Genomic DNA, 16122 nt, shown 5'->3' on the forward strand with positions numbered 1-16122 from the left:
GTTGGCGAGCTATCTCGCATGGCCCGATGGGCCGTTCCGCAGGCTCTCGAAACTGGCGAAGTCGAGGGTGTTGGCGACGTCACCAGCCGTCAGGCCGCCCCGGCGGGCTTGCAGGATACCGAACCGCATCACATCGAGACCCTCGACGTTGTGTGCGTCGGTATTGATGACGATGGGGATGCCCATCCGCTTGGCTGCGGCGAGATGGGTGTCGTTGAGGTCCAGCCGCGCGGGATTCGCATTGAGTTCGAGAAACTTTCCATGCTGCACAGCCGCCTGCATGACAGCGTCCATGTCGACATCGTAGGCTTCGCGGCGGTTGATTAATCGTCCCGTGGGGTGCGCCACGCAATCGACGTGCGGGTTTTCGATCGCTCCGAGGATGCGGTCGGTGATCTGATCTCGTGGTTGCTTTTGCCCGAAATGCACGCTCGCGAGAACCCAGTCCGCTTGGCTGAGCACGTCGTCGGGCAAGTCCATTCCGCCGGCTTCCAAAATATCGCATTCGATGCCGCGGAGGATCGTAAGCCGTCCTTCGTATTCCGCTCGAATCTCGCCGACAATCTTCCATTGCTCGAGCAATTGATCGCCGGAGAGTCCGCGTGCCACGCTCACCCGTTGGCTGTGGTCGGTGATCGCGATGTACTGCAAGCCGCGTTGGATCGCGGCATCGGCCATTTCGCGGATGGTATTCTGGCCATCGGTGGCGGAGGTGTGCATGTGCAAGTCACCGCGAATGTCCTCCAGCTCGATCAAATCGGGCAACTCGTTTTTCTCAGCCCACACGAATTCCTGCCGATCCTCACGCAACTCCGGTGCAAAGACTGGCAGACCAATCGCCGCGTACACGTCCTCTTCGGTGGCCCCCGCGACACAGGTCTCATCGTCGATTCGAAAGACGCCGTATTCGTTGATCTTTAACCCGCGTTCTTTGGCGATCCGGCGCACATGGATATTGTGTGCTTGGCTGCCGGTGAAGTACTGCAGGGCGGCGCCGAACTGTTCGGCTTCGACCAAACGCATGTCGACTTGGAAGGCTTTGGCGAGTCGGATCGAGATTTTCGTATCCCCGCGCATGATCGTGGAGACGCGTCTCGGGTAGGCTTCGAAGTGATCCATCACGGCATTGCGATCACCGGCCACAGCCAAAAGATCCAGATCGCCCACCGTCTCGCGCCCGCGACGGTAGCTGCCGGCCCACTGCATTTGCGAGATCCCCTTGCATCCCCGCATGTGTTCGCCGAGCTCGTAGGCGATGTTGTCTGCCGAGGCCCAGTAAATTCGTTCGGAGGCGGCTTTGGCGATCGCGAGCCCATCGAGGATCGTGCTCTCGGTTTTTTTGCCGAAACCTTTGATCGACGCGACCTTCCCCGCGTGACACGCAGCGGCCAGATCATCGAGCGAGTTCAGCTCCAACTCCGCGTGCAGTTTACTCGCTTTTTTCGCACCCAAGCCTGGGATGCGTGCCATCGCAATCACCACTTCGGGAACGGCCTGTCGCAATTCGATCAATTGCGGCAGCGACCCCGTCTGAAGTAGTGTGCCGATCTTTTCAGCGAGTGTTTTGCCGATCCCTGCCAGACTGGCGAGATCCCGATCCGGGTCCGCCGCAATTTGTGCGATCGGTTCGTCGAGGTCACGGATCGCCCGGGCGCCGTTCTGGTAGGCGCGGATACGAAACGGATTTTCGCCGCGAAACTCGAGCAGTTCGGCGAGTTCCTCAAAAACGGCCGCGATCGCGGAATTGTCCATCAGAAAGCATCCTCAAAGGAAAGGGAGACTGAGAGCTTGAGAATCGGGTAGACTAGTAGGCCTAATCGGAGCATCGGAAAAGGAGTAGGCTTCTCAATGGATGTTAACACATGACAGCAATTCCTCGTCGACGTCGCAAGCGTCCTGTCGGTGGCCAAGTTTCGGAGTCGACAGGCAAGTACGTTCACGATGGGGCCGGTCCGTCGTCGCCGGCATTGGTGGGGCGGACGTCGGTCCCTGCGCCGGTGAACCCCTCTCAGCAACCACCCGCGGTGCGTCCACGAGACCCGACGGCGCTCACTGGACTTGCGGTCTGGATTCGCCAGAACCAACCGAGCCGCGATAAAATTCATGCCGAGCAAGCAAGAATCCACGCGGAGATGTTGCGTCTGAGCCGGGCGATCGACCGACCCAACTTCCGCCGTGTCGGACGCGATGACCTGGTTCGATTGATTCACTTGATGGACGAAGCATTTTTTGAATCCCGTGTGTTGCCTGTCGCGAAATCCGAAGGGCTCGATTTCAAGTTTTCCTCGCGGATGACGAGCGCCGCGGGCAAACTCGTCACCCACTATCCCCAAGGCCACAAAAACGCGCCGCGAACGTTTGAATTGATTTTGTCGTCAACGCTGCTGTTCCAAACCTTTGAGGACGTCAACCGCCCGGTAACCGTAACGGGTCGCAAATGTCGCGATCGCCTCGAAGCGATGCAGCGGGTTGCCGAGCATGAGATGACTCATCTGATCGAAATGCTGATCTGGAACACCGGCAACTGCTCCCAGTCTCGATTCCAAGGCATCGCCAATGCATTCTTCGCTCACACCGACTATCAACACGACCTCATCACTCAGCGTGAACGAGCAGCGGCGAAGTTTAATATTCGCGTGGGTGACATGGTCTGCTTTAACAGCAATGGGGCGAAGGTCTTCGGACGCGTCAACCGTATCACGCGCCGGGCGACCGTGCTGGTGATCGACCCCAAGGGAGAGCGTTTCAGCGACGGCGGGCGGTACACCCGCTGGTACGTACCGCTCGAGCAATTGCGGCCGGTCTCCTAGCGAGAAGACAGTAACGAAGCTCGCCGACCCCATCTCGCCGACACTCTGCCAATCGATTGCGCTGAGCGATCAGCGCCGACCTCAACGGTGATGTTGATTGCGGTGTTGGCCGAAGGCCATTTGACCAGGCGGATAGACCGGAGCGGTCCCGTAAACACGTTGGTGAAACATCGCTAAGGAACGTAACGCGTGTGCGCGATAGCCAACGCCAGCATCATCCAGGTCCACTCGCCGCATCGCTGCGGTCAGGTAACGTACTGCCGAGACCACCCGATCGTTGACAATCTCTTCATCGGGCAAGTGCGTCAGCAAAAACTCGAGGATATGTCCGGTCGTTTGAACCTTGCGTGACAGATCACCGTTGTCCTGGGGTGATTCAAACCAGTCGGTACTGAAGGAACCGTCTCGGTTTTGCAGCGTGTAGGTGTACTCGACGAAATCGTCAAGGAACTTCTCGGCGCGTTTCCATTGACCGTCGACCGGTTTCCCCTCGAGGCGACGTTTCCGCAGTGCGTGGGCAAAGCTCATCAAGCGATGCGTCCCCCCGCACGCAGCCCCCACGATGGGTTGATCCAATTCCGCAGCGATCAACCGTTCAAAGTCCCAGGTTTCGCCCCCGACACCTTCCCAGGTGGCATTGGTATCGAGGTAATGGGCCAGTCCGATCAAAGTGAAGGTGAGTTCTTTGCCGTCTTCGCATGCGGCAGCCTCGACCTGCACGAGATCCTCAATCGTGAACCGTTTGTTCTCAGCGTACAACGGATAGTTAGCCGGCACACTCGCGAGCGATAAGGTCGCCAGCCACTGGGCCTGGTGTCCTTGCAGTCCCGTGCCTTCGCGAACCTTGATTTGGCCTCGCTCGGTCGTCATCAAACGATTGCCGCGGCAGACATTATTGCCCGCCATCCAGGCGATTGCGCTATAGTTTCGGCGGCGGGCGATGATACGCGTGTCGGTACCGTAGATCATGATCGCATGCATCATGCCCCAGTTGCTCCGCGCATCGGCCTGCTCGGTTCGAGCGTGGAAACTGCGGAGTGTTTGCAAAATGGGTTGTTGCAGCCGAGCGATCGCAGGATCGAGTTGGGCCACGGCGCCCATGCCAGCATGCGATTTCGCCCGCCCCGTCGCGTCACGCAGGGTGTGCTCGCCCATCGAGGGTTTCGCGGCCGCGTCTTTGGATCCGTACAGACTCTCGATTGTCTTGCTGGTGCCGTCTTGGACGTCGCGTAGATCTGCGGTGTCTTGAGCGGGTTGAAGCGGATCGAGCGGTTCGATTTCGATCGGCTCGATGACGAGCGGCTCGACGTCGACTGACGACAGGTCCGAGGGGGCATCTCCGGCGTCTTTCGTCTCGTGAAGCGTTGTGCCGTCCCACCCATCGACCTCGGCGGGTCCCGCCGCGTCACCTTCATTGTTGCCTTCGTGAGCGTTTGTCTTGCTTTCCAGCGGTATCTCGAGGATCTCGGTGTCGGGCTGATCGGGCAGTTCATCGAGTGCGGGCAGCTGCTCGGTTTTCACCGTCCATGCAGGAATATTCTCCAGTGGAGGCATCTCTTGCACGGGTGATAATTTCGGCAGCCCACTGCCGACCGTTGTTTCGCGCGGCGGGACGACCTCGCTCTTGACAGGGCTTTTTTGAGGCGGTGCCAACTCCGGCAGCGGATCTCGCAGCGGTTGTGGCTGTGACGCTTCGCCGCGAGGTCGCCACGCGTCCTGGGATCGATCGGGTTGATCGTCAATGACCTCAACGGAGGTCGTCACTTCGTCCACAGCGGTCGTTTCGGCGGGCTCGATCCACGCGGGAAACCCACGCCGACTCGCTGTCAGGACAGCCTCTTGTCCGGCGAGTTGCTGCTCGACCACCGCCGTTTCGGGAGTATCCGTGGTCGCGTTCGAAGTCGCTGGCGACAGTGAAATCGCTTCGTCGGCGGGCGTGGCGGGCTGAAGATTGGCCGTTTGTGTCGGCGGTTGGAACGCTGGCACACGCGCCTGCCAACTCCGCTGTGGCTCCCCGAGTTTCGCAATTTCCCGCGTCACCAGAATCGGTGGCGGAGTCGGTTGGGCGACCGCCGCCGCGACGGGGGCGCGGGCCGCTGCTTGGGGCGCGGGCAACACGCTGTCGGCGACTTTCGTGACGGCCGGTTCGGGCGGCAGCAACTGAATCGAGGTGCCCACGGGATTGTTGTATTCCCCAGGCAGTAACCCCAGCACCGAATGCACCGTGGGCGTGGGCCGGAACGTCGGCACTTTGATCTCGACGACTCCGCCGTCAGCCGGACTCGTTGCCCGCGACACTTCCTCCGCAGCGCATGGCAGGGCCGTACCGAGCAGCGTCGGTGACGTGCATCCCATCATCAACCACAGCGCCAACCTTCGGCGACGAGGGCTACAGACAGCGGTTTGGCAGGATGGGTAAAGTACTGGCACAACGACTTCTCCGGAGACAACGGGTTCTACCGTACCTATCGGATCGCTGCGTGGATAAATTCACCCGAATGTTCGCTCCCGGAGGCATCTTTGGATGCGATGGGGTTTGCCTGATCCAACAACAACCTGTCAGCCGATAGAGGTCCATACCCCATCAACATTCCACCGATACGCTCTGTCAAAGACAAATCGTAACTTGGGGAAAGTGGGGAACGGAGACGGACTCGTCTGGGTTCGTCTTGCAACCGATCTCTCCGTTGGAGTAGCTTCCCCACTGGTTCTCTTCGCCGCCTGCGCGAAGCAAATTCGCACGTTCCGCATGGATGCTTGCCGTGTCGCCCCAACCGAAACCATCGCGTGTAGACGCTCAACCCGATCCCGACACGTTTGCACCCTCGCAGGATGCCTCCGGTTCGTTGTCGCAGGTTGAACAGGTGCGGATCATTCGCGACACGATGATGTGCGAATCCCGAGCCATTCGCGAGGCAACCGTGTTTGCGTCGTCCGCCGCCGCTGAGGCTGCGCAACGGGTGGCGACGTGCGCAGGTTCCGTCGTCTTAACGGGCGTGGGCAAGGCCGGCTGGATCGCACAGAAAGTCGTGGCGACCCTGGCCAGCACCGGTTCCCCATCCCACTTCCTACATCCCAGTGAAGCCGTCCACGGTGACTTGGGCCGCGTGCAAGCAAACGATTGGGTGATTGCTTTTTCGAATTCGGGACGCAGCGAAGAAGTCGTCCGGGCATGCGAATACCTCAAGACCCAAGCCGCTGGGCTGGTTGCGATCACGGCGGACGAAACCAATCCGCTGGCCGAACTCGCTGACATTGTTGTTCCGATGGGCCGCCACCGCGAAGCCTGCCCTCACGGATTGGCACCGACCACCACGACAGCGGTGATGCTGGCCATCGGTGACTCGATCGCCCTGCTCGCTTCACGCCTGCGTGGATTTGGCCCAGCCGATTTCGCGAAATATCATCCTGGCGGCGCGCTCGGCCGCAAGCTCTGCTGCGTCGATGACGTGATGCGTGGCTTACACGAATGCCGTCTCTCTCGAGATCACTTGCTCGTCCGCGATGCGATTGCGGGGAAAACCCCCGAGCGGCGCAGCGGTGCAGTGCTGTTGGTCAACGCGGACCAACATCTGACCGGCATCTTTACCGATAGCGACTTAGTCAAGTTGCTGCAGCGCCGACAAGAGAACAGTCTCGACCGGGCGATCCATGAGGTCATGATTCGCACGCCAGTCGTCATTCGCAGCGGCCGACCGCTTTCCGAAGCGGTCGCGATCCTGTCGGAGCGGCACATCAGCGAGCTGCCGGTCGTCAACGCAGAGGGGCGTCCACTCGGGATGATTGACATCACCGACCTGATCGCCGCCGGCGACGTCGCCACGGCCGACGTCGCTACGGCCGACGTCGCTTCGTCGATCCTGCCCCTGCACCCCACCCAACATGAGTCGCCCGCCACGTGAGCCCCACCATACCGACTCCCCAACGGCTGCGTAGCGACGCTGAAATTGCCGCTGAAATCACCTGCATTTTGTCCGACGTCGATGGCGTCATGACCGATGGCCGGATCACGTACCTCGCCGACGAGCACGGCTCGTGTCGTGAATCCAAGTCGTTTCATGCGCGTGATGGGCTGGGCATCAAACTATGGATGCGAAGTGGATTTCACTTTGGAATCATCACGGCTCGCTCCAGCTCACTGGTCGATCACCGCGCCGCCGAACTGGGCATCGAGCACGTCGGGCAAGGCGTGAGTGACAAATGGTCCGTAGCAACATCGATGATGCAAACGATGGGTGTTCGTCCCGACCAGGTTTGTTATATCGGCGATGACTTGCCGGACATGAATGTGATGCGGCGTGTCGGCTTGGCAGCGGCGCCCGACGATGCCGTAACCGACGTGCGAGAGGCAGCCCATTGGACTCTGCGCGCCCGCGGTGGCGAAGGTGCGCTGCGAGAACTGATCGAACGTCTGCTGCGCGGTGGTGATCGGTGGCACGAACACTTGACGAAAGAGGAGTGATGGCGAGTTCTTTTCGCGATTATCTCACCGGTCTTCTCGTGATCGTTGCCGCCGCAGGCGGCTATCATTTCACGGCATCCAAGTGGCTCGAGCCGCCTGTGGTCGAGCACGCACCGATCGCTCGTCGACCCCTGACGGATAATGATGAATCGCTGGCCGATCTCTATCCCCCCGATGCCTGGCAGCGTGGTCGGGCCATCCGTCTCAAGACTCAAGACGGCATGCTCCTATTTCAAAACTGGGAACAGAACAAAGACGAGCGTGATGGGGGCAAGAAATGGCGACTGTGGCCGATCACGATGGTGATTGGACGCGGGCTGTCCGCTGACGAATCGCGTGAACCGATTCTGATCGAAGCTGCCGAGGGCGCGGTCATCGAATTCAGCGCCGCACTGGACGTCATGAGCGGCGTGGCACCCACGATTCAGCGCGGCCAATTACTGGGAGACGTGCATATCCAACGCGTCAGGTCATCCGAAACAGCCGCGCAGATGTTGGCGCAGGCCGATCCGACATCGCCGGCAGACGGCGCGTCCGCCTATCACCTGAACAAGTCAACGCCAGCTGACAACGATGACCAAACGCTGGATATCCGCACCGCGAACGTCGGCATCGATCGGCGAAAAATCTGGACAACCGAAGCGATTGAGATGCACGTGGGCCGTGCCGTCATGGTCGGTCGCGACCTGACATTGCATCTCGCCGCCTCCCAAGGCAGCCCCACGTCCAAGTCGAGTCTCGCCCGCTCGCTCGACCGCATGGAACTCATCTATTTGCGTGAACTCACCCTGCCACTGGGAAGCTCCAGCGACCCCCAATCGCCCGGCGAGGAGGAAGACCGCGGCGTGGTGGAAGTTCACTGCGACGGGCGGATCGAGTATGACTTCGCAATGGACCAACTCTTGCTCGATCGCAATGTGCGCCTGGTCCATCGAACACCCGGCGGCGAGCCCGCTCACTCGGCATACCGCGCCGCCACGGACATCTCCACCAACGGGGCCACACCATCTGCCGAGACGATGGCAGACCTGGATCAGTTTCAGTGCAACACGCTTCGCTTGACGCTGCGAGATCCACTCAACTCCAGCCGCGAGCGGGCGACCGCTTTGGACTGGATCGATCGCCTGGAAGCCACCGGCACCCCCCTGCGATTGTCGATGGGCTCGCAACAGTTGGACCTCACGGCGGGTGAAATCCTCTTTGACCCGCTGCAGGGCTGGCTCGTCGCTCGCTCACGACCCAATCCCGCCTTGGCCGCCGGCCAGCGGGGCGCCGCCTCGCCAGGCTCAGACAGTGACTCGGTGGTGCGGATTCGCCGCGGCGATATGCACGCATCGCTCTCTCAAATCGTCTATCGGTTCGATCCCAAGGTACCTCAACAGCTCGGTTCGGTCGAAGTCGACGGCGGCGGGCAGGTGAACTACGTTGCCGCCGATTCGGTCTTTCAATCATTCTCTTGGCGTGACAGTTTGCGGGTGGCACCGTTGGACGTTGCGACCACCGACGACATGAACGTCCGATTCGGTGTGTGGTGCGAAGGAGCGATCCGTAGCCTCTTGGCCGATGGTGGATCGTTTGAAACCGATCGCATTGAAGGCGTGATCAAACCCACCACGCCAACGAGCACACCGATATCACAAACCTCAGCAGGCCAGCCGGGGAGTTCGGCAAACCTTGACCAAAGCTGGTTCCCCGATCGCTTTGCGGCGATTGGTAACGTGCGTGTGCGCTCACGATCACTGCACGCAAGCACTCCCCAAATGAACCTATTTTTCGAGCAGCGAGCGGTGCCGCCCGACGCCGCGCCCGACACCTCAGCCGATGCCGCGGAAGCCTCCTCGATACGAAACTGGGTCAGCCAACCCTCCCCAGCTCCGGATGGGACCGTTGGCGATGTCGCCAAGACAAATGCGAAGCCCAAACCAGACACACCCCCGGCGACCATTCGCGGTGACCAAGTCACTGCCAAACTGACCTTTGGGGACGGCCAATTGACCGCCACCGACTTGAGCGTCGTCGGGAACGTGGAAGTCACCCATTCGTTGCTTCTGCGCCAACAGGGATCAACTCGCTCCGCGGCGGGCGCTGCAGACGCTCGGACGGGCGAGACGATGACAGCGGTGATGACCGGCGACCAATTGAGATTGCGTGACAGCGGCGGCAGTGGTGATGTGCTGCAGCTGGGCAGCCGCACGGAAGTCCCCGCGAGACTCGAACTCGGCGATGGCTACTTTGTCGGCCCCGAGATTCAGGTGCGGCCGCATGACAATTACATCTGGATCCCCTCGGCGGGTGAGTTTGTCGTTCCCACCGCGTTCCTACCCGCACTCGGTAAGGGTATCGCCGGTAGCGGCGGCAATTCGAACCGAGACGCGGCTGATCCCGCCTCTGCGACACGTTGGACCCAGAGTCCACGCGGGCAGTTCGGAGGCTCGATGACGTTCGATGGACGCGTTGCGACGCTCAACGGTGGCGTGCTCCTGCAAGCCGCGATCGCCCAGGGACGTCAACCGAGCGAATTGAAAATGCTCGGTGATGAACTGACCTTCACGCTCGAAACCCCCGTCGACTTGCGAGCGCCAGGAACTTTCCGGGCGACTCATCTGTCGCAGATCTCGCTACGACAAACATCCGAAAATCCTGTCGAACTTCATGTGGAACGTTACGCCGACGACGGCGTCCGCGAGTCACGGCACGAGATGGTGGTATCCGAGCTGACCTGGTTCCCCGGCCAAACCGCACCCGGAGCATCAACGGATCAAGCGACCCCTTCGCCACTCCAGGGGCATATCGTTGCGCCGGGGGCAGGATCCTACCGCGGATGGTTCCGAACACCGCCTCCCCAGCCTGATACTGCGGACGTTGCGGCGGCCAATCACAGCGGCTACGCCGGAGCAGCCGTCTATAACGAGGGGATGATTGAGGACGAACGGATGCCCGGCAGTCAGCTCAATCTCGCCGCGACCACACCTCCACGGGCACCCTCCATCACGGGTGTCCATTTGATCTATCAAGACGGTATGCGCGGCGACCTCGTTGCCCGGTCACTCACGTTCGATCGCGGCGTGCGAATTGGCCGGAAAATTGTCCCCGATTTCAACACTCGCTTCGACGCAGGCGAGATGGATTTGCTCGACGAAGATGAGTTGACGCTCGACTGCGATCAATTGCGTTTGGCCGTCGATCCGACGGTGGCCGTGCGGCAATCACGGTTCGCCGAAACCGCTCGCGACTCCCAATCGAACATGGCATTGGAAGTTCAAGCGGCCGGCGGGATTCTCTTTCGCACCCGCACCGAAAAGGGGCTGTCCGAAGCGACAGCGGACCGCTGTGGATACGCCGTCGCCAAGGATCTGGTCACCATCGTTGGCGTGCCCGGACGCCCGGCGAGATTCCGGCAAACCGATATGAACGGTCGTCCCGTCGCCGATGCCGCGATCCGCAGCATAACCCTGCGACTCGATCCCCTCAAAATCGTATCATCTCAAGTCGAGGGCCTGAGCACGGGCTTGCGACCGTCCGACTTCCCCACCAAACGCTGACCACCACACCAGCATCAAAAAATCTCGTAGGCGACTAACGAATAGCGAACGATCAGCCCCGCGACGACGACACTGACCATACTCATCAATTTGATCAGGATGTTCAGACTCGGGCCGCTGGTGTCTTTGAATGGATCGCCCACGGTATCGCCCACCACCGCGGCCTTATGGGCGACACTGCCTTTGCCGCCATGGTGTCCGGCTTCGACATACTTCTTGGCGTTGTCCCACATCCCGCCGCTGTTGGCCATGAACACGGCCAAACAAAATCCGCTGGTCAAACAGCCCGTCAACAACCCCAGCACACCGCCGACACCGAGTATCAACCCGGCCGCGATCGGCAGCAGTAATCCCAATAGGCTCGGTAGGATCATCTCACGCTGGGCCGCTTTGGTACTGATTTCGATCGGTCGCTGATAGTCGGGGGTGACCGTACCATCGAGGATGCCAGGGTTTTCGAGGAACTGTCTGCGCACTTCGAGAACCATGCCCTCAGCCGCCCGGCCGACCGAGCGCATCGTCATCGCACAGAATACGAACGCGCTCATCGCCCCCAAGAAGATGCCGACGAGCACTCGCGGGTTCATCAACGTCGTGTCGAAGTAATGCAGGAAGTCTTGCAGGGATGCCTTGGCGACGTCCACACGAACGTCCACGACCATCGAACTCATGACACCGTCGTCGATGGACTGCCACGCCCCAATTTCCTGCCATTCCGCTTGTTGCTGTGCCGTTTGTTGACCACCCGGTAGGATCAAATATGTCTGCGTGCCATCGGGTGTCTTCTCAATCAGCAAATGCTCATTGATTTTAAAGTTGCCGTCCCCGGAGACTTGGGATGCAACATCACGCCCCCAACGGTCAAAGCCGTCTCGTACGCCCTCGATGTAGGCGGCTAGCAATGCCAGGGCGGTCAACGCTGCCGAGCCGATCGCGAATCCCTTTCCCGTCGCGGCCGTGGTATTGCCGAGACTGTCGAGCGCATCGGTTCGCTCGCGAACAATCGGATCCAATCCCGCCATCTCGGCATTGCCGCCCGCATTGTCAGCGATCGGTCCGTAGGCATCCGTCGCCAACGTGATGCCCAGTGTGCTGAGCATGCCCACCGCGGCAATGCCGACGCCGTACAGACCAAGTGAAAACCGGCTGATATCGTTGAAGTCACCGCCGTTGGCGAATCCAAACGCTAACAACATCGCCGCTGAAACGATCACGACCGGCAACCACACGCTCATCATGCCATCGGCAACACCACCGATGATAATCGTCGCAGGACCGGTCTCCGCCTGCGCCGCCAGGTGCTGAGTCGTCGCGTATTCGTCGCTGGTCACCCGCTGGGTCCACCAACCGATCATCCAACCCGCCATCAACCCGACGACCACGCTCACCGCGATGCCGGGCACGATACCGAACAGCATCGTGCCAGGGACCCGCGGCATCAACCACATCGCGAGCAAGACCGCCCCGATCGCGACCAACAGAGACGAACGATTGATGCCTCGAGCGAGTGCCTTTAACAATGATTTCTGTGACAGCGACTCGCCTGTCTTGACGGCATAGACACCCGCGATCGAGCAGGCGATGCCAACCGCCGCGATCGCCAGCGGCAGCAACATCGCATGCAACTGCGCCGCGACGGCGTCGTCCCCCTCCGCCAGCACTCCGTCCTGGCTCATCGCGGCGACACCGAGCGCCGACGCAGCAAGGATGGAACCGGTGTAGGACTCGTACAGGTCCGCTCCCATTCCCGCTACGTCACCGACGTTATCACCCACGTTGTCGGCAATCGTGGCGGGATTGCGGGGCGAATCTTCCGCCAGACTCTGTTCCACCTTGCCGACGAGATCCGCGCCGACGTCGGCGGCCTTGGTAAAAATCCCTCCACCCACGCGTGCAAACAACGCCTGGGCGCTCGCCCCCATCCCGAAAGTGAGCATCGTGATGGAGATCTGACGCAAACTCAGCCGAGCTTCTTCACCACCGAAAACCGGGACCAAATAGTACAGGATTCCGAACCACAGACAGAGATAGAGCAGCCCCATGCCGACCACCGTCAGCCCCATCACCGCTCCGCTGCGGAAAGCGATCCGCAGCCCGGTGTCGAGCGACTCACGCACCCCCGCGGCCGTGCGACTGCTCGCCTGCGTCGCCGTCTTCATGCCAAACCATCCGCACAATCCGCTGAACAGACCGCCCGTTAAAAATGCGATCGGCGTGAACACCGACAGCACATTGAGCCACAGTGCCGCGACGGCCAACAGTGCCGTCACCAACAGAAATACGACCGCCACAACCTTGTTCTGCTGATGGAGGTAGGCTGCGGCGCCCATGCGAACACTCTCGGCGATCGAACACATCGGCTCGGTACCCTCGTCGGCCAACATCATCTCCCGATGGAACCGCCACGCCCACACCAACGACAAAACCGAAGCGAACGTCGCCATCAACCAAACCAGAATAGCGTCCATGATGAGCTCTCTCGAAAAGGTGGTGGGATGGGATCACTGTCCCAACCGAGACCGATCTAATGGGGTTGGCGGTAGTGGATCTTGTCAAAGATCCTCATGCAGCAGGATCTTTGACAAGATCCACTACCACAAAAACTCGCTACTTCTCAGCCGCTGTGATTTTGCCATACAAATGGCCACCTTTGGCGCCATGCTGCCAAGTGCCTGCGTAGCGTCCGCTGTGAATCAGAACACGTGCCGAAAATGTCCCCAGCCCTGGGATCGCCATCGCATCGAGCGTGATGACCGGGGTCGAGCCAGCCCATAAGATGTCGAGATCCATCGGGAATTCACCGTCGACGTCGCCGTAGCGAATCTTGACCTTCATACGGTAGCGATCCTTCTCCGCCAGCGGCTCACAGGACGTGATCGTGTACGACTCCGCCTTGGCAGCGCCGTCTTCGTGGCCGTCGACGGTGAACGCGCCCGTAAACGTGGCCCCCGTCAAGTATCGCGACAACCTCACGCGGCGATCGCTTGGCGAACCTCCCTGGGCGTTCTCCACCACCCCAGGTTTTTCCGGTGAATTTGTTTTCCCCGGCGATTGGGCGAAGGCGGGCACAGCGGTTGCGATTCCCAGCAGAATGGCGAGTAATGGGCCACCTCGCGTGATGGCCGCAGGAGTATTCACGGATCGAGTCTTCATATTCGTGTCCCAGTTAGAGTGGCGAAGAGGTGGCGGTTCGTTTCCGTATTATTGCAGACGGCGCGGTCGATAGGTAGGTTTGCGGCCCTGGAGAGTCACATTCCCATCACCTTCACAGATGACAAACCCTTGAAAACGGAAGCCCACGAGCAGGAACCCGCGTCGCTCGCCAAGGATTTGTTCCCCTATCGCTCGGGTGAGTTACGCCTCGGCCGCCACACACTGCGGTATATCGACGAGGCGCCAGGAGGCGCCGACCAGTCGCCAGGGGCGGGCGACGAGACGGTTCCGACAATCCTGTGTGTCCATGGCAATCCGACCTGGAGTTTTTATTACCGCCGCGTGATCGAGCGATTTTCTCCGCGCTGCCGTGTCGTGGCAGTCGATCATCTCGGGTGCGGGCGGAGTGACAAACCACCGGTGAGCGAATTTCCTTACACCATGGCGGCGCACCGCGACAACTTGATCCGCCTGATCGATGAACTCGATCTCCAAAACATCGTGCTGCTCGCCCACGATTGGGGTGGCGCCATCGGGTTGTCGGCCGTCCACGAGCGCCGCGAGCGTCTGGCGGGAATCACCCTACTGAACACCGCTGCCTTTCCACCGCCGTACATGCCCCGCCGCATCGCCGCTTGCCGCTGGCCGATCGTGGGCACGCCCGCCGTGCGTGGACTGAACCTGTTCGCCCGCGCCGCCACGACGATGACGATGTCACGCACGAAACTGTCCGCGAACGCTACCCGTGGTTTGCTCGCCCCATACAACAATTGGGCCAACCGGGTCGCGATCGACCGCTTTGTTCGAGACATCCCGTTGCACCGGAGTCATCCCACTTTCGCGGTGCTCGCAGAGCTCGAAGCGAATTTACCCGATTTTTCAAACCTGCCGATCCAATTGATCTGGGGGATGCAAGACTGGTGCTTCCGCCCGGAATGCTTGCGACGTTTCGAACAGGTCTGGCCGCACGCCCGCGTCAGCGAACTGGCGACGACAGGGCATTACGTGATGGAGGATTCACCGGAGGAAACACTGGCGATCATCGAGTCATTCCTATCGCCACTGGGTCTGACCGGGCAGGCCGCCACATGAGCGCGTCTGAACCCGTCCTGCCAGACGATGAGGCCGATCCAGCCCATGACATTTGGCGGTTACTGTCGGCCGCCGCGCCGCACCGCGCCGCGGCGATCCGCATGGCCTGCGTGCTCGAAGCGACCGCGCCCAAGGTCGGCAACGTGCATCCGGCCGCGCATTTTCATGATCTGAATTACAGCCATTTTGTCGCCGCCGCCGATGCGGCGGCCGAGGGACTCAGCGAACTCAACGACGCCGGCCAAGTTGGGGCGGCCATTCGTTCGGCCGTCGCCGCCTCCGTGCTTGCGACCGGCACCAACGTCAACTTGGGCATCGTGCTCTTGCTCGCCCCCTTGATTGTCAGTGAACCGACACGGGATCTCGCCCCCCAGGGTCTCCTTGAGCAGCGTTGGTCAGCATGGCAATCGCGGGCCGCGGACCTGCTCGATCATTTGGACGACCAACAAGGAGCCTTGATCGCTGCGGCCATCGCCGGCGCCAACGCCGGTGGGTTGTCCGATGAATCGCTCGGCACCGATCATCCGCTCGACGTGACTCGAAAACACATGGATTCGTACGACATCATGGCGGCCATGCGGTTGGCGGCATCGCGTGACCGAATCGCGGTGCAGTACGCCAACGGCTATCGCGATCTGTTTGAACATGTGGTTCCCACCCTCCACCACTGGGTGGCCAAAACCGGTGACGTGCTCAGCGGGATCGTGTGGGCCCATATCGCACTGATTGCCGAGGATGGAGACAGTTTGATCGCGAGGAAATGCGGGCCAGCCGAATCGGACCGCGTCGCAGGCCTGGCGAAGGAATGCTTGGCAGTGCGGGACCAGCGGGGAGACAGCATCGCGAGCATCCAGCGGCTCGACACCGCCCTGCGTGCGGACGGCAACCGGCTCAACCCGGGTGCGACCGCCGACCTCATCGCCGCCGCACTCTACGTGCTGCTGCGTCGTAACACGATTTCTTAGTTCGCCTGTTGATTGAGGCGAAGTTCGACCAGCCCTGGCGGAGCCCCATGCTGTCAGGCACCGGACAACGCGAGCCCCCCGGCCGGCTCACGCGACTC

General features: G+C 60.9%; 10 protein-coding genes. 6 read left to right on the forward strand and 4 right to left on the reverse strand.

The features are described from left to right. Nucleotides 1–9: 9 nt before the first annotated feature. Nucleotides 10–1752, reverse strand: a complete 1743-nt coding sequence (gene polX / locus SH410x_RS23890; RefSeq protein ID WP_473671420.1) for a DNA polymerase/3'-5' exonuclease PolX — start codon at nt 1750–1752, stop codon at nt 10–12. A gap of 110 nt (nt 1753–1862) precedes the next feature. Between polX and SH410x_RS23895 the strand changes: the two genes are divergently transcribed. Beyond that, nucleotides 1863–2810: a hypothetical protein gene (locus SH410x_RS23895; protein ID WP_473671422.1), complete on the forward strand. Its 948-nt coding sequence runs from the start codon at nt 1863–1865 to the stop codon at nt 2808–2810. An 81-nt stretch (nt 2811–2891) separates the two neighbouring features. Here the strand turns inward: SH410x_RS23895 and SH410x_RS23900 are convergent, their stop codons facing one another. Beyond that, nucleotides 2892–5240, reverse strand: coding sequence for an ADP-ribosylation factor-directed GTPase activating protein isoform b (locus SH410x_RS23900; protein WP_473671424.1), 2349 nt, complete (start codon nt 5238–5240; stop codon nt 2892–2894). A gap of 323 nt (nt 5241–5563) precedes the next feature. Here SH410x_RS23900 and SH410x_RS23905 point away from each other — a divergent pair, with 323 nt between their 5' ends. From SH410x_RS23905 to SH410x_RS23915, 3 genes are read left to right on the forward strand one after another with little or no spacing between them, the layout of a single operon-like run. Next, nucleotides 5564–6712: a KpsF/GutQ family sugar-phosphate isomerase gene (locus SH410x_RS23905; protein ID WP_473671426.1), complete on the forward strand. Its 1149-nt coding sequence runs from the start codon at nt 5564–5566 to the stop codon at nt 6710–6712. Nucleotides 6713–6738: 26 nt separating this feature from the next. After that, nucleotides 6739–7272, forward strand: coding sequence for a KdsC family phosphatase (locus SH410x_RS23910; RefSeq protein ID WP_473677387.1), 534 nt, complete (start codon nt 6739–6741; stop codon nt 7270–7272). After that, the gene (locus tag SH410x_RS23915) at nt 7272–10814 is read left to right on the forward strand and encodes a hypothetical protein (RefSeq protein ID WP_473671428.1); all 3543 of its coding nucleotides are present in this window, start codon (nt 7272–7274) and stop codon (nt 10812–10814) included. Before SH410x_RS23910 ends, SH410x_RS23915 begins: the two co-directional genes overlap by 1 nt. A 14-nt stretch (nt 10815–10828) precedes the next feature. Here SH410x_RS23915 and SH410x_RS23920 read toward each other — a convergent pair whose 3' ends face one another. After that, nucleotides 10829–13282: a sodium-translocating pyrophosphatase gene (locus SH410x_RS23920; protein ID WP_473671430.1), complete on the reverse strand. Its 2454-nt coding sequence runs from the start codon at nt 13280–13282 to the stop codon at nt 10829–10831. 139 nt (nt 13283–13421) lie between these two features. Beyond that, complete coding sequence (locus SH410x_RS23925; RefSeq protein WP_473671432.1) at nt 13422–13967, reverse strand: hypothetical protein; 546 nt, start codon at nt 13965–13967, stop codon at nt 13422–13424. A gap of 129 nt (nt 13968–14096) precedes the next feature. On the opposite strand from SH410x_RS23925, the gene SH410x_RS23930 reads away from it, so the two are divergent. Then, on the forward strand, nt 14097–15059 hold the full coding sequence (locus SH410x_RS23930; RefSeq protein ID WP_473671433.1) for an alpha/beta fold hydrolase: 963 nt from the start codon (nt 14097–14099) through the stop codon (nt 15057–15059). Continuing rightward, entirely contained in the window at nt 15056–16024 is a 969-nt protein-coding gene (locus SH410x_RS23935; protein ID WP_473671435.1) for a triphosphoribosyl-dephospho-CoA synthase, read from the forward strand. The genes SH410x_RS23930 and SH410x_RS23935 overlap by 4 nt, the downstream gene beginning before the upstream one ends. The last annotated feature ends 98 nt before the right edge of the window (nt 16025–16122 follow it).

Source organism: Rhodopirellula sp. SH410 (assembly GCF_055811895.1).

Coding starts and splice junctions, on each gene's coding strand:
- SH410x_RS23895 (WP_473671422.1), top strand. CDS start 1,863: ATGACAGCAATTCCTCGTCGACGTCGCAAGCGTCCTGTCGGTGGCCAA.
- SH410x_RS23935 (WP_473671435.1), top strand. CDS start 15,056: ATGAGCGCGTCTGAACCCGTCCTGCCAGACGATGAGGCCGATCCAGCC.
- SH410x_RS23915 (WP_473671428.1), top strand. CDS start 7,272: ATGGCGAGTTCTTTTCGCGATTATCTCACCGGTCTTCTCGTGATCGTT.
- SH410x_RS23925 (WP_473671432.1), bottom strand. CDS start 13,967: ATGAAGACTCGATCCGTGAATACTCCTGCGGCCATCACGCGAGGTGGC.
- polX (WP_473671420.1), bottom strand. CDS start 1,752: ATGGACAATTCCGCGATCGCGGCCGTTTTTGAGGAACTCGCCGAACTG.
- SH410x_RS23920 (WP_473671430.1), bottom strand. CDS start 13,282: ATGGACGCTATTCTGGTTTGGTTGATGGCGACGTTCGCTTCGGTTTTG.
- SH410x_RS23905 (WP_473671426.1), top strand. CDS start 5,564: ATGCTTGCCGTGTCGCCCCAACCGAAACCATCGCGTGTAGACGCTCAA.